The sequence below is a fragment of the Maridesulfovibrio bastinii DSM 16055 genome, assembly GCF_000429985.1.
Lineage (GTDB): Bacteria > Desulfobacterota > Desulfovibrionia > Desulfovibrionales > Desulfovibrionaceae > Maridesulfovibrio > Maridesulfovibrio bastinii.
The window spans coordinates 169,100-192,207 of sequence record NZ_KE387016.1 but is presented as its reverse complement, the minus strand read 5'-3'; the positions used below and the strand labels follow the sequence as shown (position 1 = coordinate 192,207).

Below are 23,108 nucleotides of genomic sequence, written 5' to 3'. Positions count from 1 at the left end.
TACAACAGAATCTTGAGCAAGCATGGAGTGCCCCAAAAGGCAATTGCTGCACTTGCTCGAAAACTTGCTGCTTTACTTTGGAAACTCAGTATTCCAACTAAGGCAGTATAACGGATCGCGAGGGGCTTTTGGTTGCTTTGACAACGAAATAAAAATGGCGATCCTAAATTGATTTGGTACCGAATCGGTACTTGGTGCCGCTGAGCACGAATAAGAAAAGGAATATCAATTAATTGCACCGCAAGGTGAGGGATGAATGCGGCCTACGAAAATATAAAATCAGAATTAGCGGGGTGCTTGACAACGTGCCGCATAAGAAAAGCCCGCAATATAGAATATTACGGGCTGCTTTTCTGCTAAGAGAAAAATTAATGAACAACTTTGCTTAAGAATTCTTTCAATCTAGGATTTTTGGGTGCTGCAAAAACTTCATTTGGTTCACCTTCTTCCATGATAATTCCCTGATCGATAAAAATAAGTCGATCAGCAACTTCACGGGCAAACCCCATCTCATGAGTGACAACAATCATAGTCATTCCCTCTTTTGCAAGCTGCTTCATAACCTCCAGAACCTCACCTACCAGTTCAGGATCAAGAGCAGATGTCGGCTCATCAAACAAAATAACTTTAGGCTGAAGAGCCAGAGATCTGGCTATCGCGACACGCTGTTTCTGACCGCCGGACAACTGTTCAGGATAATTCATTGCTTTATCCTTAAGACCGACTTTATCAAGCAGTTCCAGCCCCATTTCATTAGCCTCAGCTGGCTTCATTTTACGAACCTTCAAGGGGCCTAGAGTTACATTCTTTAAAACCGTCATATGTGGAAACAAATTGAACTGCTGAAAAACCATTCCAGCTTCTGTTCTGACCATATTTATATCAGTCTTAGTAGACATTATATCATGTCCATCTACTATAATTTGTCCGTCCGAAGGAACTTCAAGCTTATTAATGCAACGCAGTACAGTAGATTTTCCCGATCCAGAAGGACCTATAATACAGACAACCTCACCGGAACGGACATGCAGGTCTATCCCTTTGATGACCTCAAAATTACCAAATTTTTTATATAAATTTTTAATCTGGATCACAACTTTACCTCTGTCCTACATTTAATTTCTTTTCTAGTCTTTTCATAAGGGCTGAAATAGTAAGAGTCATAGCCAGATAAACGACCGCTACGGCCAAATAAACCTCAAAGGCTCTAAAGTTGACGGAAGTTATCTCCTGACCTGTCCTCATTAGTTCACCAACGCCTATAACCATAAGTAAAGAAGTATCCTTCAAACTGATTATAAACTGGTTTCCCAAAGGAGGAATCATACGCTTTAAAGCCTGAGGCCAGATAACATATATCATTGTCTGAGTACGAGTAAGACCGATAGACCTTCCAGCTTCCATCTGCCCGGTATTGATGGATTGAACGGCACCGCGGACAATTTCAGCAATATAGGCACCTGAATTAACCGCAATAATAATTATACCGGCTGTTAATGGCGGAATTCTTATTCCTACAGCCATGGGAACTCCGTAATATAGAAACATGGCCTGCACCAGCATTGGAGTGCCGCGAATACTCTCTACATAAACCCCGGCCAGCTTTCTGAAAAACAGAGACTTTGATATTTTCATAAGCCCGGAAAGAGAACCAAGTATAAAGCCGAGGAACAAACCTCCAACAGTAATTTCCAATGTCAGGCGTAAGCCGCGCATCAACATTGGAAATGTTTCTATAAAAACAGAGGGGTCAAAATTAAACGCCATTTTAATTAATCCTTATGGAGTTAAAATGATCCAGAAGTATCATTCGGAAATATTTATTATGTATTAAATACAGCCTGAAACGAATGCCGGGATTACCTATTTAAAAATTATGAAATAAATTGATAGGAGTTCTTTCCGGCGCTAGAGGGAACTTCGAAAAATAGCTGAAGGTCGTATGAGAATGTTCCCGGTTTTAATTAAACAAAAGTCGGGGGCAGCCATATAAAGCCGCCCCCGTAAGAATTCATGTTAAATAAAACTTTTATTTAGGCTCTGTACCAAACCATTTTACATAAAGATCACGGTAGGTGCCGTTTTCACGGAGGGTTTTAAGAGCTGCATTAACTTTTGCAACCAGCTTGCTTCCTTTAGGAAAAGCGATACCGTATGACTGTCCCTGATAGATAGGACCAACAACTTTAACCTGACCTTTTCCAGCCTTGCGGATAAAATTGGAAACGACCGGAGAGTCAAACATTACAGCATCAGCTCCGCCGCTCATGAGTTCCATGAACATTGCGTCATTATTAGGGAAAAGTTTTACATCAGCAGCGTGTGCATTCTGCTTAACAAAGTCGGCGGAAGTTGTTCCAAGCTTAGTGGAAACTACTTTACCTTTGAGGTCTTTAATATCTTTTATCTTATCATTGTCGGATTTAACAAGAATAAGGAGTCCGGCATTATAATAAGGATCTGAAAAATCAACAACTTCTTCACGTGAAGGCTTAATGGTAATACCTGCTATACCAACATCAAGCTGGTTAGACTGAAGTCCCGGGATAATACCATTAAAATCCATGGGCTGGAGATTGTATTCAATACCGATTTCCTGTGCAATAGCCTGCCACAATTCAACATCAAAACCAGTATGTGTACCGGTTGCAGGATCCTTGAATTCAAACGGCGGAAAGCTTGTGTCACAAGCAACAGTAATAGCATCGGCAGAAGCCATACCCACAGTAGAAAAAAGGACCACTGCTGCAGCGATTACAGCTAAAAATCTTTTCATAAAACCTCCAACTATTAGATTCTGTTTAGGATAAAAAATTGTCATGATTTAAGACAAATTTAAGAATAAAAAAATCTTTCCCCAACAACATTACATAAAACAGAATTTTATTACACTAAACATCCTTTTTTTTCAAGAAAACAGCGAACGGGTTTCACTATTAAACACTACTATTATTTATAATCAAATTAGAGTGTTATGATTGACGATACTACAAATTTGGGCCTTGCGAACTTTTTAAAAATGAGTTTGTTATACGGGGCAGAAAAATCTGAGCTATAATTTTTAATTTGAAATCAATACAATTAATAAAGGAGAACAAACATGGAAAATAAACCAGAACTCGATGGAGCCATTCTGCAAAGGGATAAGACTACTTATGCAATTGTCCCGAGAACTCCCATGGGAATGCTCACACCTGAATTCCTCGAAAGTCTGCTTGAGGTTGTTAAAAAGTGGGATATTCCCATCATCAAAATTACCTCAGGACAGCGTATTGCACTTGTTGGAATCCCGGAAAATAAAGTTGATGAAGTGTGGGACGAGCTCGGAAGAAATATTGGCCGCGCAACAGAACTTTGTGTTCATTATGTTCAGGCATGCCCTGGAACTTCTGTCTGTAAGCTTGGAGTACAGGATTCCCTTGGACTCGGCGGAGAACTTGAAGAGGAATTTCTTGGAGAAGACTATCCTGCCAAAGTAAAAATAGCTGTTTCAGGATGCCCAATGTGTTGCGCCGAGTCCAAACTTCGTGATGTTGGAGTTGTCGGAACTAAAAAAGGTTATGATGTCTATTTTGGAGGCAACGCCGGCAACAAAGCTAGGATCGGGGATCAGATTGCTGCATCACTCACAAGAGATGAGGCAAAAGAAACCGTACGCAAAATTCTGGCATACTATAAAGAAAATGCCCGCAAACGTGAACGGTCAGCCAGATTCTGTGAACGTGTAGGTATCGAGGCAATAAAGGAAGCTGTTCTTTAATAAATTAGCTCATGAGCCATTTTTATGGCAAAGAAATAAGTGAAATTAATTTTATAAAATTAATTTCACTTATTTCATTTTACATTATTTTAACAATTTTGATAAATTTATCATTTTGAATACATTTATGAACATCACTTCAAATTAATTCGTATAAGCTTTTCTATCACGGCTTAATTTTAACAGAACTTCAGGATGCTGTAATTCCCGGCCTTTGTTAATTTAATTAGTCACTTTTGCCAATTATCATAAAAAAATAATATTTTCCAGAGAGTTAAGAATATATAGTTGCATCACTCTAATGTTAGGGATATGCTTGACAGAACAATTTAGAACTTTTACAAAAAAGTCACAAATTAGAAGTTGATACTTCGATTACTTTTTTTAGTGATTACAAAAAAGTAATTTTGGTTTTTGCAGGACTCAAATCGTTTACAAAAAAGTAAACCTTTACTAAGCAGGCTGACGTCCATAGGCAGATAACTAGCTGAATAAATATGATTTTATCATATTAGGCACGGTCACTGCTTATGTCTCGACAGGTTTTGTAGAACGTAAAAACATCTCCACACTGTATGGAGATCAAATTAAATAGTCCCAAGGAGATTTAAATGAGTGGTTACCAGTCCCGTCAGAACGCAATCAATGCGGTAAACAATTACAAGCGTACTACCGCGCCCCTGAATTTCACCGAAACCCCTCCCACCGAAGTTTTCGGCAGCAATGTTTTCAGTGAAAAAGTTATGCGCAAAATGCTGCCAAAGGATATCTTCAAATCCATCAAAAAGACCATCAAACATGGTACCAAGCTTGATCCTGCAGTAGCTGACTACGTTGCAGCAGCAATGAAAGAATGGGCTGTTTCCAAAGGAGCTACCCACTATACTCATGTATTTTACCCTCTTACCGGACTTACAGCTGAAAAACATGATGGTTTCCTGAGCCCTGATGGTGAAGGTGGCGCAATTGCTGAATTTTCCGGAAAACTCCTTATTCAGGGTGAGCCTGATGCTTCCAGCTTCCCTAACGGTGGCATAAGAACAACTTTTGAAGCTCGTGGATACACAGCATGGGACGTAACCAATCCGGCTTATATCCTTGAAAACCCCAACGGAACTTTCCTCTGCATTCCAACCTGCTTTGTTTCCTGGACAGGTGAGGCTCTTGATAAAAAGACTCCTCTTATGAGATCCAGTCAGGCAATGAACAAGCAGGCTCAGCGTATTCTCAAACTTTTCGGTAATGACAATGGCGAACTGGTTGTTTCCAATGCCGGACCTGAACAGGAATACTTCCTTATTGACCGCAACTTCTTCTTCTCCCGCCCTGACCTGCTCGTTTCCGGAAGAACCGTTTTCGGTTCAAAACCGGCTAAAGGACAGGAATTTGACGATCACTACTTTGGAGCAATTCCCCGCCGCGTCCTTTCTTTCATGATGGACGTTGAACATGAATTGTACAAACTTGGTGTACCCATCAAGACCCGTCATAACGAAGTTGCTCCCGGACAGTTTGAAATTGCTCCTCTTTATGAGCAGTCAAACCTTGCAACCGACCATAACCAGATGGTTATGACAACTCTTAAAACAGTTGCCAAAAAACATGGTATGGCCTGCCTGCTCCACGAAAAACCTTTCGCAGGAATCAACGGTTCCGGTAAGCACCTCAACTATTCTCTGAGTACTCCTTCTCTTGGTTCTCTCTATGATCCAGGTGATACTCCTCATGAAAATGCTCAGTTCCTGCTCGTTTGCGCAGCAACAATTCGTGCAGTCCATAAATATGGTAAACTTCTGCGCGCCGTAGTTGCTTCTGCAGGTAACGACCATCGTCTTGGAGCTAACGAAGCACCGCCGGCTATTCTTTCTGTATACCTTGGAGACCAGCTGACCAGTATTCTTAATCAGATTAAGGAAGGTAAAGTTTCAGAAAGCAAGTGCAAAGAAAATCTGAAAATCGGTGTAGACACAATTCCTCCTCTGCCTCGCGATGCCGGCGATAGAAACCGCACAAGCCCGTTTGCTTTCACCGGTAACCGTTTCGAGTTCAGAGCTGTTGGTTCCAACATGTCTATTGCCGGACCTCAGGTTGCTCTTAACACAATGGTAGCTGAATCACTTGATTACTGCGCTACTAAAATTGAAGAAATTACCGGTGGCGACTGCAAGAAACTTCACGATGCAGTAGAACAGGTTATCCGTGATATCATGAAAGAACATGAGGCTGTTGTATTCAACGGTGACGGTTACTCTGAAGAATGGCATAAAGAAGCTGAAAAACGCGGTCTTCCCAACCTCCGCAACTCTGCTGAAGCTCTTCCTGTTCTTAACGATCCTGAAGTTATTGAACTTTTCACAAAGTATGAAGTTTTCACTGAACGTGAACTCGACAGCCGTCGTGAAATCTACCTTGAACAGTACAGCCAGACACTGCGCACTGAAGCTGCTGTCTGCATCAAAATGGGTACAACCCAGATCTTCCCCGCAGCTGTTCGCTATCAGAATGAACTGGCACAGACCTGCGCTAATCTTAAAGCCATTGGCAAAGACAGCGTATCACTGACTCTCGATGACGTGACTGCCAAACTCAGAGGTCTCCAGACAAGCCTGACAGAGCTTGAAAGCATCCTTGCAAAAGAAGATTTTGCTGACGCTCTTGAAGAAGCAAAATACCTCTGCTACACCCTTCTCCCTGCAATGGGCAAAGTTCGTGAATACGCAGATGCTCTTGAAGAAGTTGTTGCTGACGACCTCTGGCCTCTGCCAAGTTATCAGGAAATGCTCTTCATCAAATAGTTATAGACACGTAATGCAAAAGCCCGCTTCCAAAAGGAGGCGGGCTTTTTTATTGCAGAATAAATTGAATCTATTTCTCTTTCATTTCTTTAATTTCCTGAACTTCCTCTCTGTTCAAAATCACCTTGTTCCCATCAGGGTCCTTGAATGAATAACTTGAAGATTCTTCTGAAAAATCAGGTTCACCAACGCTAATTACGGAAGTACCATCTTTTTTTACTACGGAATAGCGACTGCTACCGCATCCGGCTAATAAGCAAAAAGAAATGATCAGTAAGCTGATAAAAATAATTCTTTTCATATAAACGCCCCTTTGGTTAAAAATTACAATCCAATTCATTCTTCCATTTTAAGAATCAAGAAAAGATGCAAGTTTTACAGATTTCTCGGAAAAATCTGATTCAAGGTTGTTAATATCATTTTCAATTATTTCTTCTATTGTTCTGGCTGAATATTTAGCTTCAAGCTTCATAACATTACCTGCGCCAGCTCCTCTGGCCTCTCTGCTTAACTTAACAGAATTTCCAGACCTTCTTCTATGCAAAACTTTAAGCAAGCCATTATAAACAACCTGCTGCCCTTTTTTCTGCAAACTTAAATCGTGATCAAAATCATCATATTGAGAAGGAGAAAAGCGTAGATCAAAATCATCACTAAATTCTAAAACATCACGCCTGAACAAATGAAAACAGCCTGTAACCGAAGTACATGGACGACAATAATCATACTGACCATAATCCATATCCTGGTTAAAAGACTCGAAATATGAAAACGAAAATCCCTGAAGCAGGTTATCTTTAACCTCGAAAGATTCGCGTAAATGAATATCTGCATGCTGGATGATCTCTTCACGACCAAAGTCAGCAACTTTACAGCCCCATACGCCTGCGTCAGGATATTTGGCTATGGCATCAGCCATTAAGCCCTGCCAATTTTCCGGCAATACAGCGTCATCATCAAGATAGGCAACATAATCACAACTTCCTATTGCTGGATGGTGTTTTAGCCAGTTTCTGGCAGCAGGAGCACCTACATTTACAGGAAGCCCGACTATCTCAAGTCTATTACCAAGCTTTTCTTTCCACGCGGATAAAACTGATGAGGTAGAATCTGTACAACCGTTACTAAGAGCAACAATTTTCAAATTTTCCAATGGTGATTCTGCTACAGACTTCAAGGCAAATTCAAGATCATCAGCTTTATTATAAGTGTACAAGCAAAGAGCAATACGTCCCTCGATAGCTGAGTTCTCTGGAGTCGGAGTCATAATACGGTCATATGCACTCAACCATGTATTGACCTGCCACGGCCGGGTAGTCATTCTTTCACGCCATATACGTCTGGCCTCTTCAAATTTCCCTGTTCTGAACAAAGCCTCTGCAATTCGTAGCAGAGTCTGACCGGGAATACTCTTTCTTTTGGCGTCCGACCATATATCAATAGATTTTTCAAAATCAGCACTGCAAAAAGCAAAATCGCCTTTATACTTATTCACAACAGGTTTCATTATCTCGGGCAAAGCCATCTCATCAAGAATTGACGGCGTCTCAAATTGCCCGGCAAACAAAGTTATATCCAGATAATGACCCAACCAGAAAAAATTACCAGAATCATTTTCAAGCTGTTTTTCAAGATATGATATTAATTTTTCGGTATCTTTTTCCGCAGCAAGTTTCTGAAAATAATTTATATTAGCTGGAATATTGTAATTTGAAACTACAATTTCCATAATTAATTTATAGATATCGGGCAGAAAGGATAGGCGACTATTAATATTCAACAAATTTGCAGCAAGCTGTCCGTCAAAGGGACTGTCTTCCCAAGCGGTGAGCATAACATCTATTCCTATATCCAGAAGCTGCCCCTTATCTCCACCGGTTCCGGCAAGCGAGAGTATTCTGGACGCTGTTTCCAAAAGATGCTGCTTGCCATGTCCTGAAACTAACAGCCTGTACCTACTTGCAGAATCAAGAAGATTCCAGAATGAACCGGTCATAAATAATTCCCTCCTCCAAAAGTCCTTCGCATCTTATCAATCAAGTCAGAAAGCCTGTTCTCGTAAGTATGTTCAGATAAAATGCGCTTACGAGCAGCTTTACTTACAGATTCACGGAGATTTTTATCCTTTAGATATTTTGCTGTAAGTTCTTTTATTTCAGATCTATCTCTGTAAGTTATAATCTCAACTCCGGGCTCAAAAAGATTCTCAACCTGTTCTCTATAGTCTGTTAAAACAAAAGCGCCACAAGCAGGGACATCAAACACTCTTTGGTTTACAGCTCCTTTCATCTGCCTGCTGGTACAATTAAAATTTATTTTGGATTGCGGATAAAAACCAGGAAGATCTGCATAATAATCTATTGATTCAAGGTATCTCCATCCTTTTTTATCTGCGAGTAACTGATTCCACCCCTGATCTCCTACTATCAAAGGATTAAAATCAAGAATACCTTTAATACAGTTCAAACGATAAAGTCTTGTCGCTTCCCAGGTAATCAGGGCCTCATAAGCCAGTTTCTGCTCATCAGTCGGCAGCAGATTCATGTTTTGCAGCAATGCAGGATAACACCTTTTAAGAAACTGCGAGACTGACAAATCTTCGGATTCTTTAAACTCAGCAGCAATTTTTTTTACGCTGCTATGGAGCTTGGTCGGTAAATCCGCCATATCGGTATATCTGGATACAGCTGCGACCATTGAATTTCCCAGAAAAGAGATGTCTGACTTCCATGCATTAGCTCCGGCACACCCCGGTTTAAATCTGTAAATGTCAGTAGCCAGAGGCAGATAAAAAACATTGCTGAAGCCTCTATCCCGCATTATCTCCAAATTTCCGGCATCATAAGTAAAGATAGCTGTTTTATCAGAACAAACCTTATCATACCTGTATAAAATCAGGTAAGGATTATCCACGAACCATGATGCCAGCGGAAGATTAAGTTTATGCAGAAGTTCTGTAAGCCGCCCCTCCCTGTCTATACCAAAATGATTGACCGTCAGAACAAAATCAGGCTTAAACTCTACAACAATACTTAATAGATCTTCAACAAAACCATTACGGACCGTATCACTATTTCCAACATCAAGACACCTGAATTTTATATTGTTACGCGTCAGTGCAGACTTAATCTCATTTATAAGAAAATATTTTCGATCCAGAAACAGGATTCGAGGAGATTTGTGATTAAATTTTGGATAATTAACAGCAGACCAAAAATCCGTTTCAGATTTAGCTGTTAAAGAATTCAGTATACTGCCATAAAATTCTTTATCCAATCGCAGGTAGACGGGAATCTTTAAAATTTCCAAATCAAGATTTCCATTCACCTGTTGCCATTCCCTAAGTTTTTGAATTGCTAGCGCAGCTTCATTTTCAGCAATCAGATAAACGTTATCAGCATTCCCTTTAAATTCTGAGGAGACAATATCTCCAATCAAATTATTCTTATCTATAACCGCGACAGGACCTTTTTTAGAAAGCTTTTCAAGACAATATCCAAGCCCGGCCCCAAGCATAACCGGCAATTTCCCTTTAGCTGCTTTTTCAGACAAAAGAATTTCACGGTCATAGCCGTTTCGTCCCCACATGTGCCAGACTTTACCAGCTATATTGATCCTGATGTCAGAAATACTCTTGCTGTCATCATAAACAGCTTCAGCAGTATAAGGTGTGTTTATCATCGTAATTTTGTATGCTAAAATTATATAAAGTTACAAGCTGCAATACTTTTTTATCAGCCATTTACAAAGAATCAAACCTCACAAAACATTGAAAAGAACTTATGAAAAAAATAGATATAAATAAATGGGATAGAGCTGAACATTTTAATTTTTTCAAAACACTGGACCACCCTAATTACAGTGTCTGCGCAAACGTGGATGTTACTGGAATAACAGAAATAAAAAAAAGTATTCCTTCAGCGCCAAGGCTCTCCGATCTTATTTATTATTGTGCAGCACGGGCTGCAAATACAATAGATGAAATGAGGATGCGCATTGTTGAGGGCGGCCCTGTACTATTTGAAAATATCAATCTTGGCTTTACTTACATTCCTCAAGGACGGACTCTTCATGCAAATTGTGTTGCCGAGTATGATGATGATTTTGAAGTAACAAGAAAAGCGATTGAAAAAGCCAGACTTGATGCTGATAAAAATCCGACTCTAAAACCTGAAGGAGGAGCTGGCCAGAATTTCTTTTACTTCAGCATTCTTCCGGGCATCAGCTTTACAAGCGCATGCAATCCTTGGGGAAATCCTAAGCGGGATTCTATCCCCAGAATTCTTTTTGGGGAAATATTTGAGGAAAATGGTCATAAAAAAATGCCGGTATCTGTTGAAGTCCTGCATTGCTTTGTCGATGGTCAGCACCTTGCTTATTTTTTTGATGGAATGAATAAATTATGCAGCACACCTCAAAAATATTTTAATCTTTAAAAAGAATCCCGCTCCATATTTTTGGAGCGGGATTCAAGCCTGATTAAATTTAAAGTTTATATCCGTTCTTAGCTATATCTTCTTTAAGAAGCTCTCTCATTCTCTTACTTACCGGACCGGGGCGGACATCATGAATCGGCTTGGTGTTGTATCTTACAACAGAAACAGCATCCAGAGTCGTTCCGCATACAATAACCTCTTTTGCAAGCAAGACTTCCTCTTCTGATATTGCACGGTAGTCAATATCCACTTCACCGGAAATAAGCTCCAAGGCCCTCAGCAAAGTAGTCCCTGCAAGTGCATTGGTAAACTGCGGGACATGTATAGTCCCCGAAGGTTCAACAATACACACATTTTCGGTTGCGCCCTCAGCAAGAAATCCCATGTGATCAAAGCAGAAAGGAAAATCAAAACCTTTTTCCTCAGCCTCACGCTTCATCAATACATTGGGAAGATAGTCGATGGTCTTAATTGTTGCCAAATATGACTGCTTTGCCGGAATTGAGGTTTTAAATGCCGTGATTCCTTTTTCATACCATTCGTCAGGTTTTGGTTTCAAATTGTAAACAACGACATAAAGGCTTGAAACAGGGCATTCCTGAGTAGATATACCGAATCCTCCACAGCCGCGCCCCAGCAGGACTCTTACAAGACCTGATTCGCACTCTGAAGCTCTGGAGACTTCAATAATAATCTCTTTTAATTCATCCCAGCTGCATGGCGGCTCTAAATAAATAGATTTAGCTGACCTTTTCATTCGCCTGACATGAGGATCAAGCTGATAAAGTTTGCCATTAACAAACTTCATTGTTTCAAAAACCCCATCACCACGATGAACAAGATGATCATCCCAAGGCATCAGCAGAACTTTGGGGTCAGTACAAATCATCCCGACTCTATGTTCATAAAAAGCACATACTTTTTCAGTTCCAGCACGCATGGCTGTGAGCATTCCATCAATATATTCTTCGCGTCCGACTTTTTTAATCACAATCATTTCTCCATAAAAAACTTAAAATATTCAAGTTTAAAGATGTGATATTACCTACAACCATTTTTGTGCAATGACAATTGAAGAAAGATAAAACTAAACCAACTGCTGCTTCACAAAGCAAAAAGCGGAATTCAAGAGCAGTTAAATACCCTTGAATCCCGCTTATATTTTAAATGAGAAAGTCCGAACTTTTAAGTCTTAAGGAACCCTTAAAAGATCGCGTTCAATCAGAGTTTCAGCTATCTGGATGGTATTAAGAGCTGCACCCTTGCGAATGTTATCGGAAACAATCCACATATTGAGGCCGTTATCAACCGTAAAGTCCTCACGAATTCTTCCAACAAAAACATCGTCCTCACCAGTAGCTTCGATAGCCATAGGATAAAGACTTTTTTCGGGATAATCGGCAACAGTTATTCCCGGAGCTCCAGCAAGAATATTTCTGCATTCTTCCGGTGTAAGTTTTTTCTCAGTTTCAATATTTACTGCTTCTGAATGAGCATAAAAAACTGGAACACGTACTGTTGTGGCGGTAACTTTTATACTTTCATCGCCCATAATCTTAACAGTTTCGTTAACCATTTTCATTTCTTCTTTGGTGTAACCATTGTCAAGAAAGACGTCGATCTGAGGCAGGCAGTTAAAAGCAATCTGATGTGGGTAAACATCCGGTACAATGCTTTTTCCATTAAAAAGTCTGCTCACCTGAGTTTCAAGCTCATTTATAGCTTTCTGCCCTGATCCAGAAACAGCCTGATATGTAGAAACCACAATACGTTTAATCTTTGCAGCTTTATGAATAGGCTGCAAAGCAACAACCATCTGAATTGTAGAGCAGTTCGGATTGGCTATGATACCATCATGCCAGTCAAGATCCTGAGGATTGACTTCAGGAACAACAAGCGGCTTTTTAGGGTCCATGCGCCATGCACTGGAGTTATCTACAACTACGCATCCCTGTTCAGCAGCCAGAGGCGCAAACTTTGTGGAGGTGCCGCCGCCAGCTGAAAAAAGAGCAAGGTCGAACCCTTTAAAAGAATCTTCTTTAAGTTCGACAACGGTAAGTTCTTCACCGGCAAAGGGCAGTTTTATCCCTACAGAACGTGAAGAAGCAAAAGGTACAATTTCAGATGCCGGAAAATTTCTCTGCTCAAGAATGCTGAGCATTTCACGCCCCACAGCTCCGGTTGCACCAACAACTGCAACTCTGGGATTCTTGGTACTCATCGTTAACCTCCAAGTTTGTTACCAATAATAAACACAGGCCATACGGAATCTTTTAGAAGCCGAGACTATGACCGATTTCCAGACAGGCTTCAGCTTTATTAAGCGTGTATAGATGTACTCCCGGAACTCCTTTTTCAAGCAACTCCTTCGCCTGCTTCTTAGCGTAATCTATACCAAGCCTGTATACGGCTTCATCCCCGCCTTCTTCATAAGCCTTTTCTAGAGAGCTTAAAAATTTACCGGGTATGGCAGCACCACACAGTGAAAGAATGAATTTAGCTGATTTAAGACTCATAATTGGAAGTATACCGGGAATTACCGGAACATTTATGTTCATCCCGGAAAGTCTGTCCACGAAGTCAAAATATACCCTGTTATCAAAAAACAGCTGGGTAATAATAAAATCGCCGCCTTCTTCAATTTTATATTTCATCCATTTAAAATCTTCTTTGATTGAAGGAGATTCCACATGGGCTTCAGGGTATCCTGCTACAGCTACGCATAATTCAGGATGCCTGTTTTTGATGAAAGTCACCAGATCAGAAGCATGTTTAAAGCTTTGTTTGTTAAAGTCAAATCCTTCGACGTTTTTAGGGGGATCTCCACGTAAAGCAAGCACATTTTGCACCCCTGCTTCACTAAGACTGTCTAAAAAAGACCCGATTTTACCTTCGTCAGCACCTACACTTGTAAGATGGGCTAACGGCTCAATCCCCTTTTCTGACTTTAAAATTTTTACAATATCCAGAGAATTGTCCTGAGTGCCTCCGCCGGCCCCATAAGTAACCGAAGCAAAAAGAGGATTTAAAACTTTCAGCCTGTCTACAACTTCAAAAAAAGACGGCCATGATCCTCTATCTTTTGGAGGGAAAAATTCAAGCGAGATAAAAGGCTTATCTTTATTAATTATATCGGCTATTTTCATTAGCTATCTCCATAAAACATTACACTATAAATAAACTTCAACAACTGGAGATATTACCGACTTTCCCTATTTCGCAAAAGTCTCAAAATCTCATTATTAACCGGAAGAAACCTGACAGATGGAGAGTCTGAAATTTTGAACCAGTCAAACTTCTGTCCTTCACATGAAGAAACTTCACCTTCAAATTTCCAGACATCAAAAAAATGCAATCTGACAGTATATTCAGGATATTCTACTATCTTTTCAAGCCATAATTCAAATTTAGAGGCTGTTATGCCCAATTCTTCCTGAAGTTCCCTGACAAGAGCTTCTCCAAGAGTCTCACCCGGTTCAACTTTGCCACCGGGGAATTCCCACCAACCAGCATAATCTTTGCCAACCGGCCGCTCCGCTGAAAGGAAAAGGTCATCTCTCCATATAATTCCTGCAACAACTTCAATGGGTTTCTCTTGAGACATAATCAATCTCCACCCTCAAGAAGTTCCGCCTTTTTAGCTTCCAAAGCTGAGATTTCATCTTCAAGAACAGCCATCTGTTCCATCAATGATTCAGCCCAACTGCTTGCCTCTGTGTACTTTGAATTAAGCTCCAGAGCCGATGCAGGGTTTTCATAGAGGGAGGGGTCGTTAAGCTTTTCCTCCATTTCAGACTGATCTTCAAGTACTTTTTCAAGCTCAGACTCAAGTTTAGAATATTTTTCAGTTTTGGGTTTAAGCTCTTTGTAAAGTTTGTTCCTTATTTCAGCCTGCTTACGCTTATCTTCTTTGGTAAGCCTGCGTTTTTCTTCTTTTACAGCTACCGGTTGCTTTTCACCTTCAGTTGAACTGTCAGCCTGCTTATTTTTTGCCTTACGGTATTCATCGTACTCAGCAAATGAATGAAAACTTCTTATACCACTGTCAGTTAAAGCCCAGATTTCTTCTGCAACTTCACTTAGCAGATATCTGTCATGCGCTACAAAAAATAAAGTTCCGTCATAATCATTCAGGGCTTTAACCAGCCCCTCACGGCTTTCCAGATCTAAATGGTTGGTTGGTTCGTCCAGAATAAGCAGATTAGCTCTGGAAAGAAAAAGGCTTGAAAGGACAAGTCTGTTTTTTTCTCCACCAGAAAGAGCTGAAACAGGCCTTTCAAAATATCCTTCTCCCAGCAGAAAAAGCCCTAGAACGCTTTTTAACTGCTCGTCAGTGGTCTTGGGGTCGCTTAACCTTCTTATTTCACTGATTACCGTTGAATCAGTTCTCAAAATATCGCTCTGGTGCTGGCTGAAATAGGCCATAGTCGTGTTTGGACCTATTTTAGCACTCCCGGAAAAAGCTTCAAGCTCACCTATCACAACTTTAAGCAAGGTAGATTTTCCAGCTCCATTTGGAGCTGCAAGAGCTATTTTACGTCCTCGGAACAGTTGAAAGCTTAATTTAGGCCAGATTGAAGGAGGCTTGCCGTCATAAGAAAATTCCAAATCAACAACATTAATCGCAGCCTTATCACCTCGTGAAGTCGGGGGAAGACGAAAATTTAAGCTTCGCCCGGATCTGTTCAGACTGGCTTCATCCTGCAATCGACTTAGTTCTTCCTCAAGCTTTTCAACCTTCTTAAGTTTAGACTGAGCCTGAGCAGCTTTTCTTGCTTTTACTCTGAATCGGCGGATATAGCTGTATTCATTTTCAATTCTAGCAGAAAGCTTAGCTGCTTCACGACTACGCTGCATCGCATTTTCAGCCTGCCACTCAAGATATTCCGTGAATGAACCTCTGCGAAGCACCGGACGTCCTGAACCTAAAAACAGGACATGGGTTCCGACTCTGTCTAAAAAGACTCTATCATGGGCCACATAAACTACGGCACCTCTAAAACTCAAAAGATAACTTTCCAACCATTCAACAGCTTCAAGATCAAGATGGTTTGTCGGTTCATCAAGCAGCAACAGGTCTGCTCCCTGTAACAAAACTCTTGCCAGCTTGGCTCTCTCGCGCCAGCCACCGCTTAGTTCCTGAAGCTTGCATAATAAAGATTCTTCAGAAAAGCCCAGACCGGTTAAAATAGTTCTGGCTTTATGCTCAGGGTTGTAACCGAATTGTATTTCAAGCTCATGCTGCCTGTTAGACAAACGTTCCATCAGGGCGATATCATTTGTTTCGGCTGCCTTATCCCAGTCTTCCCAGATTTTATTCCATGAAGGAAGTGCAGCGAGAACCCAGCTCAACAGACCTCTGCATAGATCATCCTCACCAAGTTCCTGAGCTACATAACCAAGTCTGGCCCCCTGAGAAAAAGAAACAGAACCACCATCCGGTTCAATCCGACCGGCTATGAGCTTCAATAAAGTAGATTTACCACAGCCATTGGGACCTGTAACAGCAACCCGCATTCCGGAGGAAACTTCAAATGATAAATCTTCAAACAAATCCTCTCCGTTATAGGACTTGCTGACAGATTGGACTGTTATGCGGGACATAAAAAACCTCTTTTTGAAAAATAAAAAACTCTTTGAGCAGGCGAAAGTATAATCAAGACGGCATGAATGCAAGTGAAATAGGAACCATCAATTTTTAGCAAATGACAAGGTAATAATAATTAATAAAAATAATTATTTTCCTGCCCGTAACAAATGGGTATTTTGACCGTTCTCAAATTTAATTGTAGGATAATTGATATGACCAAATGGTATGTCTATCTGCTGCGATGCTCTGATAACTCTCTTTATTGCGGAATAACCACAGATCCTCAAAGAAGATTAAAGGAACATAATTCAGGGAAAGGGGCTAAGTACACCTCTCCGCGAAGACCTGTTATATTTGAAACGGTAATGGAAGTTCCAGATAGAAGCGCGGCCTGTCGTCTGGAAAATCTTACCAAACAAAGGCCGGCTTCGCAAAAAAAAGACTTCCTTGAGCAGGAGTCTAAAAAACTTATGGCAACAATTTAAGAAGCTGCGGTCAACAGCATTAATGAAAGATAATGAGTCTTTTCCGGTACAGCTGAAATATCATCAAATATCTGCTCCCCATCAAGACCTAATCTGCTGATAAACTTTGAATTATATTTATCACTTAAAGCCATCACCGCACCACGAAGTTCAACAAAGTTTCTGTAAGCTTTAAGAATAACAACGTTGTCACTCTGCTCCATACTCTGTTTAAATTTTGCTTCATCTGCAACCCCTGAAGTGAGCAGTAGATTCTGACCGGATTCAACAAGGATAGTCCCGGTTTCAGCCGCGGCAGCCTGATACGAAGTTATTCCCGGTATGATTTCAACATCAAATTGGGGATAACTTTTTGAAATAGTCCGTAGCATATATCCAAAAGTTGAATATATGAGTGGATCACCCAAAGTGAGAAAGGCCACATTCTTACCACTCTTAAGGAATTCTGCTGCCAAATCGGCATTCTCTTCCCAGGCTCTATCCAGTATTTTTTTATCTCTGGTCATTGGATAGCTGACCTTTATAATTTCACAATTACCACCAATATACTGCATGGCAATATCAAGCGACCGTGAATATTCATTTTTAGTTGAAGCTGCGGCAAGAACAACATCCACCGCGGCAAGTATCTTTACTGCTTTAACTGTCAGAAGCTCGGGATCACCCGGTCCGACACCTATTCCATACAATTTACCATATTTATTCATTCTTTAATTACCTTTACTACTGAGAATTTCGGACAGGATTTCCACAGCATCAACATTTCGAGGTCCCGGACGCGAAAAAACAGATTCATCCACTTCATAAATTCGATTATTTTTTACTGCACCAAGCATGCTGAACAGCTTTCTTTTAGCTGGAGAAACCGGAGAAGGATTCATGCGTCCTTTTTGATATATATAAACATCAGGATTAAGCTTCATAAGCTCTTCCTCACCGATACGACTTATTTTTTTATTTGCTTTAATACAATTTATTCCACCTGATTTATTGATAATATCGTTAACAATAGAGGCGTTACCAGCTCCCAGAAGATTAGGGTAACGTATTTCAAAAAAAACAGTTGGCTGACTGCCGGATTCAATCTTTGAACGAACAGCCGATAAACGTCCTTTCATATTTTCTATTAAATCTGAGGCTCCGGACTCAGATCCGGTTAAAACCCCAAGCCGCTTTATTACACTGAAAAGATCAGCAAACGAAGACACTTTAAAAACAGCGCACGGAATACCAAATTTTTCCAATGGATCAAGTACGGTCAACGCTTTGGGACGACCTGCCATTTGTAGAATAAGGTCAGGCTTAAGGGAGGTTATGAGTTCAACATTCGGCCTCATGTGGGTACCGATTGAAGGAAGTTTAAGAATCTGTGAGGGATAATTATCCGCAGCGGTTCTCGCAATTAACCTGTTTCCCTGCCCCATTGCATAAATAATTTCATTAAAAGAGCCGTATAAGGCTATTATCTTTTCGGCGGGATGTTGAATCTCAACCGTCCTGCCAAAATCATCAACTATCTTTATTCCTGCATTTGCTGTTCCTGCACACAGTATCGACAGCAGCAGGATTAAAAAGCACTTGCGGAAGCCCAAGTTCAGGATGCTTAACAATCCTGACATCGGCATCATAGACATAAGCAATATTCTCCTCAGTAATGATCTCAGAAGGTTTTCCATCAAGGACAACCTGACCATTTTTAAAAAAAATAAGCCGATCAAAATAAACTGATGCAAGATTTAAATCATGGATAACACTTATTATTCCAGTTCCACCTGAAGCCAGTAAGCGCAACAAGTTAAAAATCTCTATTTTACCGGAAACATCAATTCCCGAAGCTGCTTCATCAAGAATCATCATTGAAGTGGCCTGAGCAACAGCCCTTGCGATAAGTACGCGCTGAAACTCTCCACCAGAAAGGACTTTAATACTTCGGTCGGCCAAATGAGCAACAGATGTTTTTTCCATTGCTTCAAAACATTTACTGTAATCTTCATTGCCGTAGCCGGAAAACCATCCAGTGTAAGCATACCGACCCATTAAAACCATATCCCTTACAGTTATATCAAAAGATAATTCAACTCGCTGGGGGATAACTGCCATTATTCTGGCTAAATCTTTTCGTGAATATTCTCTTGCAGATCTATTTAAAATTTTAACCGAACCAAGGCTTGGAGAAAGGATACCGGATATGGTTGAAACAAGTGTTGTTTTACCACTTCCATTTGGCCCCAGAACAGCAACCATTTCCCCTTTTCTGAAATCAAGATTTATGTCCTTGAGGATGTCTCTCTCGCCATATCCTGAATAAACTTTTTCCATGCTTATCATCACAAATGCACCTTTTTATATGCTCTGAGAATAAGACAGAAAAAAGGACCTCCAAGCATAGCTGTGACAACACCTACAGGAAGTTCTTCACCCCCGGAAAGAATTGTTCTGGCCAGTACATCAGACCAGACAAGAAGAAGACCTCCAAGCAGTGAAGATAATATTAGTAATGGTCTGTGTCTGGAGCCGAACAACATCCTGACCAGATGGGGAACAACCAGACCTATAAACCCGATTACTCCGGAAACAGCAACCGCAGCTCCGGTAACAAGACTTGCTCCAAGCAACAGTACAAGTCGCGATCTGGTAACATTCACTCCGAGATGACACGCTTCATTATCACCGAGAGACAGAATATCCAGCTCGCGCGAATAGAAAAAAACAAGCAGAAATCCAACAGCCGCGTATGGTAACAACAGATAGACATGCTCCCATCCGCGTCCCTGAAAACTGCCCATTATCCAGAACACAATACTGCTGACAGAATCTTCATCCAGAGATTTAAGCAGAGAAATCAAAGCAGCCAGAAAGGTTGAAACAATTATCCCGGCTAAAACGATAGTCTCGCGGCTGATCCGACCTCCTATGCTTCCAAGAGAAAGAACAGCAGTAAGAGCAACTAAAGCCCCGGCAAGCGCTGCCAGCGGAAGAAACAATGAGCCCAGACAGTTCCACAGAAATGAAAGCAATGGGATCGAACCTAAAAAAATAGCTAGAGAAGCGCCAAAAGCAGCACCGCTGCTGACTCCAAGAGTAAATGGATCTGCAAGAGGATTTCTTAAAACCCCCTGATAAACAACTCCGGCCATTGATAACGATGAGCCACACAAAAAAGCCAGACAAATTCTGCCAAAACGCAGATCAATGACGACAAACCTTACAGCGCTATCAATTCTGGTTGAATTTACAAAGCCAAGCTGGTCCGCAAGCACGTTTAAAACCTGTATAACGGAGATATCGTACGGACCAAAAAAACAGGCGGCGACAAGTGAGAAACATGTACCAGCAATCAGCAGACCAACTGCTGCCGCTTCGACCCTGTTTCCGTAATTCCTCATCATACCGCCTGTATAATTTACTTATGGCTTAACGCATTAAATGCGTCTTTCAGATGCATAATCCAGAGTTCTGCAACAGCAGGATATTCAGCAGTTCCTTTCATTACAGGAACGCAGTCATATCCGGCCTTGGTGAGGATGGATTTCCATGAGTCGTCTTCATTGCCAGCCATATCATTATGGGCATGATCTCCGGCTACAGACATGAAAGGCAGCAGATACACTTTACCCTTTTTGGGTGAAGGCAGCTTATCCATAACATTTTCAAGAGAAGGGAATCCCTCAACGGTTCCAACAAACATATTGGAACCTTTAAGATTCAAATAATATTGAATTGCAGGATAATAAATATTAGCCGGACTCGGTGTACCATGTCCCATCAGTACAATTGAATCCTGTGCTCTTATTCCCTTTGGAAAGGAAGCTATCAGGGCATCAACAGCTTTTTTTACATCACCATCATTATAAAGAAGGGGTCTGCCTACAGTAATTTTTTTCATTCCTTTAGGCATACCTTCAAAAGCTTCTGCTGTTTTCAGCAGACCTTCATATTCTTCACCTGGAATTGTGTGCAGTGATTGAACGGCTACATCGGTAAAACCCTCATCCATCATTTTTGACAGCGCAATCGATGGAGAGTCTATATTTCTATTCTCAGTTTTAGCCAGCTTGTGACGGATAATAGAAGACGTGAAAGCCCAATGGACAGGAACTCCCGGGAACTCAGCTTTAACTTTCTTATCAATCTCTTTGAATGAAATCTGTGCAGAATCAACAGATGAACCGAAAGCAACAAGAAGAATTCCTTTTTTTTCGGGTCGAGCATGACCGGCAAAAGCGGTACCTACGGAAAGAATCAGTATGAGTAAAATTAGAGCGGGAATTGAATAGGATTTTTCCCCAAAACAGCGCTGCATAGCAGTCTCCTGACATTTCGGGGGCTTATAATAGGGGTGGTGCACGCCAATAAATAAAATTCTGACCTGCCCTTTTACACGGTAAAAGCCCCGTTACTGTGTAAACTATGTTGTAGCCATCCCGAGGCAGGTCTTCCGACTTGTCCCATCTTTCCCGGCCTTCCCGGATAAAAAATCCAGTGACACTCTTTCTTAAAAAGGGGAAAGATTTATAAGGACTTACGGCGGCGGGTCCGTCCCGGATTTTAACCGGGTTCCCTATTAAGCTCGCCAAAGCACCTCAGGTGAAAAATTGATAGAACTCTTTATGAAACGATGTCAACGAAATTAATTTGTTGCTACAGTCGGTTGATTCTCACTTTTTAGCGGGGCACGACCTATCCCCGGCCAGATTCGAATCATACCGAAAAGAGCCCGAAGAGATGTCCAGATCCCGGAAATTATCCAAATCCATAAAAGCATATTTTCAGGTTCCAGCCTTTCAACTAAAAAGATAGCTGCCACACTTATCAAAACGGCAGTAAACATACTGTTCCGTAAATAAGAAAAATCACCTGTTCCCAGATGGATGCCATCAGTTGCAAAAGACAAAGAATTAATCGGTTGCAAAAGGGATACAGCAAGCCATGCAGGAATAAAAACTTTTACAGCTTCTTTAGGAACCAGAATCCAGATTACAGTATTTTCTCCAAGAATCATGGCAATCATCAGAAAAATTCCAGTTATGAAGCTCCAGAAGCATACCAGTGAAGCAACTTTGCGAGCATGAAAAATATCTGAGCAACCTATAAAATAACCGACCAGGCTTTGGCCTGAAATAGCAAAAGAATCCAGAAAAAGAGCCAGAAAAACGAAAAACTGTCTGATAGCCTGATGAGCCGCTCCGGCATCAGCCCCTGCCCTCGTGGCCACACGAGTACAGAACAATAGAAAAACGCAGACACTTCCAGTTCTTATAAAAAGGTCTCCGCCTATCACAAAAAGTCTGCGAATATCTTTAATTCCAAAATTTAAATTTAACCCGAATCTTCTCTTTATAATTATCAGAGCCCCTGCTGCGCCGAACCACTGGCTGATTGAACTGGCAAGAGAAGCTCCGGCCACTCCCATTTCCGGAAAAGGTCCGTGCCCGAAAACAAGAAGCCAGTCCAGACAGATATTAACAGCATTTAAACCTACGGCTATCCAAAGAGGGGTCTGCATTTCCTGATAGCCTCTCAGAGCCCCAAAACAGGAAAGTGTAACCAGAATTGCAGGGGCACCAAGCAGTCTATAGCGCATATATTCTTGTGCATATTGCAGGACGTCACCAGTGCCCCCCATTCCTTCGGCAATAATACCAAGCATAGGGTAAAGCACGGCGATAAGTAAAAAGCCAAGCACAAGTCCCAATCCAACTGCAAGCCAGCACAGTGAAGAGGCTCTTACTTCATCCCCTTTGCCAAGGGAATGCGAGACTTCAGTCTGAGTACCGATACCCAAAAAACCAAAAATCCAGAAAACAGATGAAAAAACCATCGTGCCTATCCCGAGAGCAGCCATTGGCTGTGCCCCGAGCCTAGAGATAAAAGCCGTATCTACCAAACCAGTTACAGGCTCCGCTACAAGGGAGAATAAAACAGGTATAGCAAGGGTAAATAATGTCTTGTGTGGATGGCTTTCAAAAGCGTGGTGTTGATTTTTTGCTGTATCTTCCATTTATATGTCCAAGCTCATTTACAGAAAAGTTTAAAAAAACA

At 41.1% G+C, this 23,108-nt stretch carries 21 protein-coding genes and 1 riboswitch; of the genes, 4 read left to right on the top strand and 17 right to left on the bottom strand.

Annotated elements, in window-relative coordinates:
• Nucleotides 1-368: 368 nt before the first annotated feature.
• The 3 genes from G496_RS0118320 to glnH form a co-directional block, all read right to left on the bottom strand.
• The gene (locus tag G496_RS0118320; RefSeq protein ID WP_027180558.1) at nucleotides 369-1,094 is read right to left on the bottom strand and encodes an amino acid ABC transporter ATP-binding protein; all 726 of its coding nucleotides are present in this window, start codon (nucleotides 1,092-1,094) and stop codon (nucleotides 369-371) included.
• A 4-nt stretch (nucleotides 1,095-1,098) separates the two neighbouring features.
• Nucleotides 1,099-1,767 (bottom strand): amino acid ABC transporter permease, encoded by a 669-nt coding sequence (locus G496_RS0118315; protein ID WP_027180557.1) that lies wholly within the window; start codon nucleotides 1,765-1,767, stop codon nucleotides 1,099-1,101.
• Between the two features lie 262 nt (nucleotides 1,768-2,029).
• A complete protein-coding gene (glnH, locus tag G496_RS0118310) occupies nucleotides 2,030-2,776 on the bottom strand; it encodes a glutamine ABC transporter substrate-binding protein GlnH (protein ID WP_027180556.1) in 747 nt (248 codons plus the stop codon).
• A gap of 324 nt (nucleotides 2,777-3,100) precedes the next feature.
• On the opposite strand from glnH, the gene G496_RS0118305 reads away from it, so the two are divergent.
• Together G496_RS0118305 and G496_RS0118300 are read left to right on the top strand one after the other, a co-directional pair.
• Nucleotides 3,101-3,760 (top strand): nitrite/sulfite reductase domain-containing protein, encoded by a 660-nt coding sequence (locus G496_RS0118305; protein WP_027180555.1) that lies wholly within the window; start codon nucleotides 3,101-3,103, stop codon nucleotides 3,758-3,760.
• A 611-nt stretch (nucleotides 3,761-4,371) separates the two neighbouring features.
• Nucleotides 4,372-6,555, top strand: coding sequence for a glutamine synthetase III family protein (locus G496_RS0118300; RefSeq protein ID WP_027180554.1), 2,184 nt, complete (start codon nucleotides 4,372-4,374; stop codon nucleotides 6,553-6,555).
• Between the two features lie 70 nt (nucleotides 6,556-6,625).
• On the opposite strand, the gene G496_RS0118295 is transcribed toward G496_RS0118300, so the two are convergent.
• The 3 genes from G496_RS0118295 to G496_RS0118285 are packed head-to-tail and all read right to left on the bottom strand — an operon-like array spanning nucleotide 6,626 to nucleotide 10,236.
• Nucleotides 6,626-6,856, bottom strand: a complete 231-nt coding sequence (locus G496_RS0118295; protein ID WP_027180553.1) for a YgdI/YgdR family lipoprotein — start codon at nucleotides 6,854-6,856, stop codon at nucleotides 6,626-6,628.
• A gap of 48 nt (nucleotides 6,857-6,904) precedes the next feature.
• Nucleotides 6,905-8,551, bottom strand: a complete 1,647-nt coding sequence (locus tag G496_RS0118290) for a glycosyltransferase family 2 protein (RefSeq protein WP_027180552.1) — start codon at nucleotides 8,549-8,551, stop codon at nucleotides 6,905-6,907.
• Nucleotides 8,548-10,236: a CgeB family protein gene (locus G496_RS0118285; RefSeq protein ID WP_027180551.1), complete on the bottom strand. Its 1,689-nt coding sequence runs from the start codon at nucleotides 10,234-10,236 to the stop codon at nucleotides 8,548-8,550. The genes G496_RS0118290 and G496_RS0118285 overlap by 4 nt, the downstream gene beginning before the upstream one ends.
• Before the next feature lie 101 nt (nucleotides 10,237-10,337).
• Between G496_RS0118285 and G496_RS0118280 the strand changes: the two genes are divergently transcribed.
• Entirely contained in the window at nucleotides 10,338-10,991 is a 654-nt protein-coding gene (locus tag G496_RS0118280) for a CatA-like O-acetyltransferase (protein WP_027180550.1), read from the top strand.
• Between the two features lie 49 nt (nucleotides 10,992-11,040).
• Here G496_RS0118280 and G496_RS0118275 read toward each other — a convergent pair whose 3' ends face one another.
• From G496_RS0118275 to G496_RS0118255, 5 genes are all read right to left on the bottom strand, one after another.
• Complete coding sequence (locus G496_RS0118275) at nucleotides 11,041-11,982, bottom strand: aminotransferase class IV (RefSeq protein WP_027180549.1); 942 nt, start codon at nucleotides 11,980-11,982, stop codon at nucleotides 11,041-11,043.
• Between the two features lie 201 nt (nucleotides 11,983-12,183).
• Nucleotides 12,184-13,212, bottom strand: a complete 1,029-nt coding sequence (locus G496_RS0118270) for an aspartate-semialdehyde dehydrogenase (protein WP_027180548.1) — start codon at nucleotides 13,210-13,212, stop codon at nucleotides 12,184-12,186.
• Nucleotides 13,213-13,264: 52 nt separating this feature from the next.
• Nucleotides 13,265-14,137 (bottom strand): methylenetetrahydrofolate reductase [NAD(P)H], encoded by an 873-nt coding sequence (gene metF, locus G496_RS0118265; protein ID WP_027180547.1) that lies wholly within the window; start codon nucleotides 14,135-14,137, stop codon nucleotides 13,265-13,267.
• 53 nt (nucleotides 14,138-14,190) lie between these two features.
• On the bottom strand, nucleotides 14,191-14,595 hold the full coding sequence (locus G496_RS0118260) for a (deoxy)nucleoside triphosphate pyrophosphohydrolase (RefSeq protein ID WP_027180546.1): 405 nt from the start codon (nucleotides 14,593-14,595) through the stop codon (nucleotides 14,191-14,193).
• Nucleotides 14,596-14,597: 2 nt separating this feature from the next.
• The gene (locus tag G496_RS0118255; protein ID WP_027180545.1) at nucleotides 14,598-16,595 is read right to left on the bottom strand and encodes an ABC-F family ATP-binding cassette domain-containing protein; all 1,998 of its coding nucleotides are present in this window, start codon (nucleotides 16,593-16,595) and stop codon (nucleotides 14,598-14,600) included.
• Nucleotides 16,596-16,793: 198 nt separating this feature from the next.
• Here G496_RS0118255 and G496_RS0118250 point away from each other — a divergent pair, with 198 nt between their 5' ends.
• Nucleotides 16,794-17,066, top strand: coding sequence for a GIY-YIG nuclease family protein (locus tag G496_RS0118250; protein WP_034633844.1), 273 nt, complete (start codon nucleotides 16,794-16,796; stop codon nucleotides 17,064-17,066).
• Here G496_RS0118250 and cobI read toward each other — a convergent pair.
• The 6 genes from cobI to G496_RS20280 all read right to left on the bottom strand — a co-directional run bounded on the left by cobI (nucleotide 17,063) and on the right by G496_RS20280 (nucleotide 23,067).
• Nucleotides 17,063-17,773 carry a precorrin-2 C(20)-methyltransferase gene (gene cobI / locus G496_RS0118245; protein ID WP_027180543.1) on the bottom strand — a complete coding sequence of 237 codons (711 nt, stop codon included), beginning with the start codon at nucleotides 17,771-17,773 and terminating at the stop codon, nucleotides 17,063-17,065. The genes G496_RS0118250 and cobI overlap by 4 nt on opposite strands.
• Before the next feature lie 3 nt (nucleotides 17,774-17,776).
• Entirely contained in the window at nucleotides 17,777-18,694 is a 918-nt protein-coding gene (locus G496_RS0118240; RefSeq protein ID WP_245577952.1) for an ABC transporter substrate-binding protein, read from the bottom strand.
• Nucleotides 18,576-19,394, bottom strand: coding sequence for an ABC transporter ATP-binding protein (locus G496_RS20285; RefSeq protein ID WP_051295150.1), 819 nt, complete (start codon nucleotides 19,392-19,394; stop codon nucleotides 18,576-18,578). Before G496_RS20285 ends, G496_RS0118240 begins: the two co-directional genes overlap by 119 nt.
• Nucleotides 19,394-20,452 carry a FecCD family ABC transporter permease gene (locus G496_RS0118230; protein ID WP_027180541.1) on the bottom strand — a complete coding sequence of 353 codons (1,059 nt, stop codon included), beginning with the start codon at nucleotides 20,450-20,452 and terminating at the stop codon, nucleotides 19,394-19,396. Before G496_RS0118230 ends, G496_RS20285 begins: the two co-directional genes overlap by 1 nt.
• Before the next feature lie 17 nt (nucleotides 20,453-20,469).
• Nucleotides 20,470-21,369, bottom strand: a complete 900-nt coding sequence (locus tag G496_RS0118225) for a sirohydrochlorin cobaltochelatase (protein ID WP_051295149.1) — start codon at nucleotides 21,367-21,369, stop codon at nucleotides 20,470-20,472.
• 108 nt (nucleotides 21,370-21,477) lie between these two features.
• Nucleotides 21,478-21,667, bottom strand: a riboswitch (cobalamin riboswitch).
• A gap of 29 nt (nucleotides 21,668-21,696) precedes the next feature.
• The gene (locus tag G496_RS20280) at nucleotides 21,697-23,067 is read right to left on the bottom strand and encodes an MATE family efflux transporter (RefSeq protein ID WP_034633841.1); all 1,371 of its coding nucleotides are present in this window, start codon (nucleotides 23,065-23,067) and stop codon (nucleotides 21,697-21,699) included.
• Nucleotides 23,068-23,108: the final 41 nt, after the last annotated feature.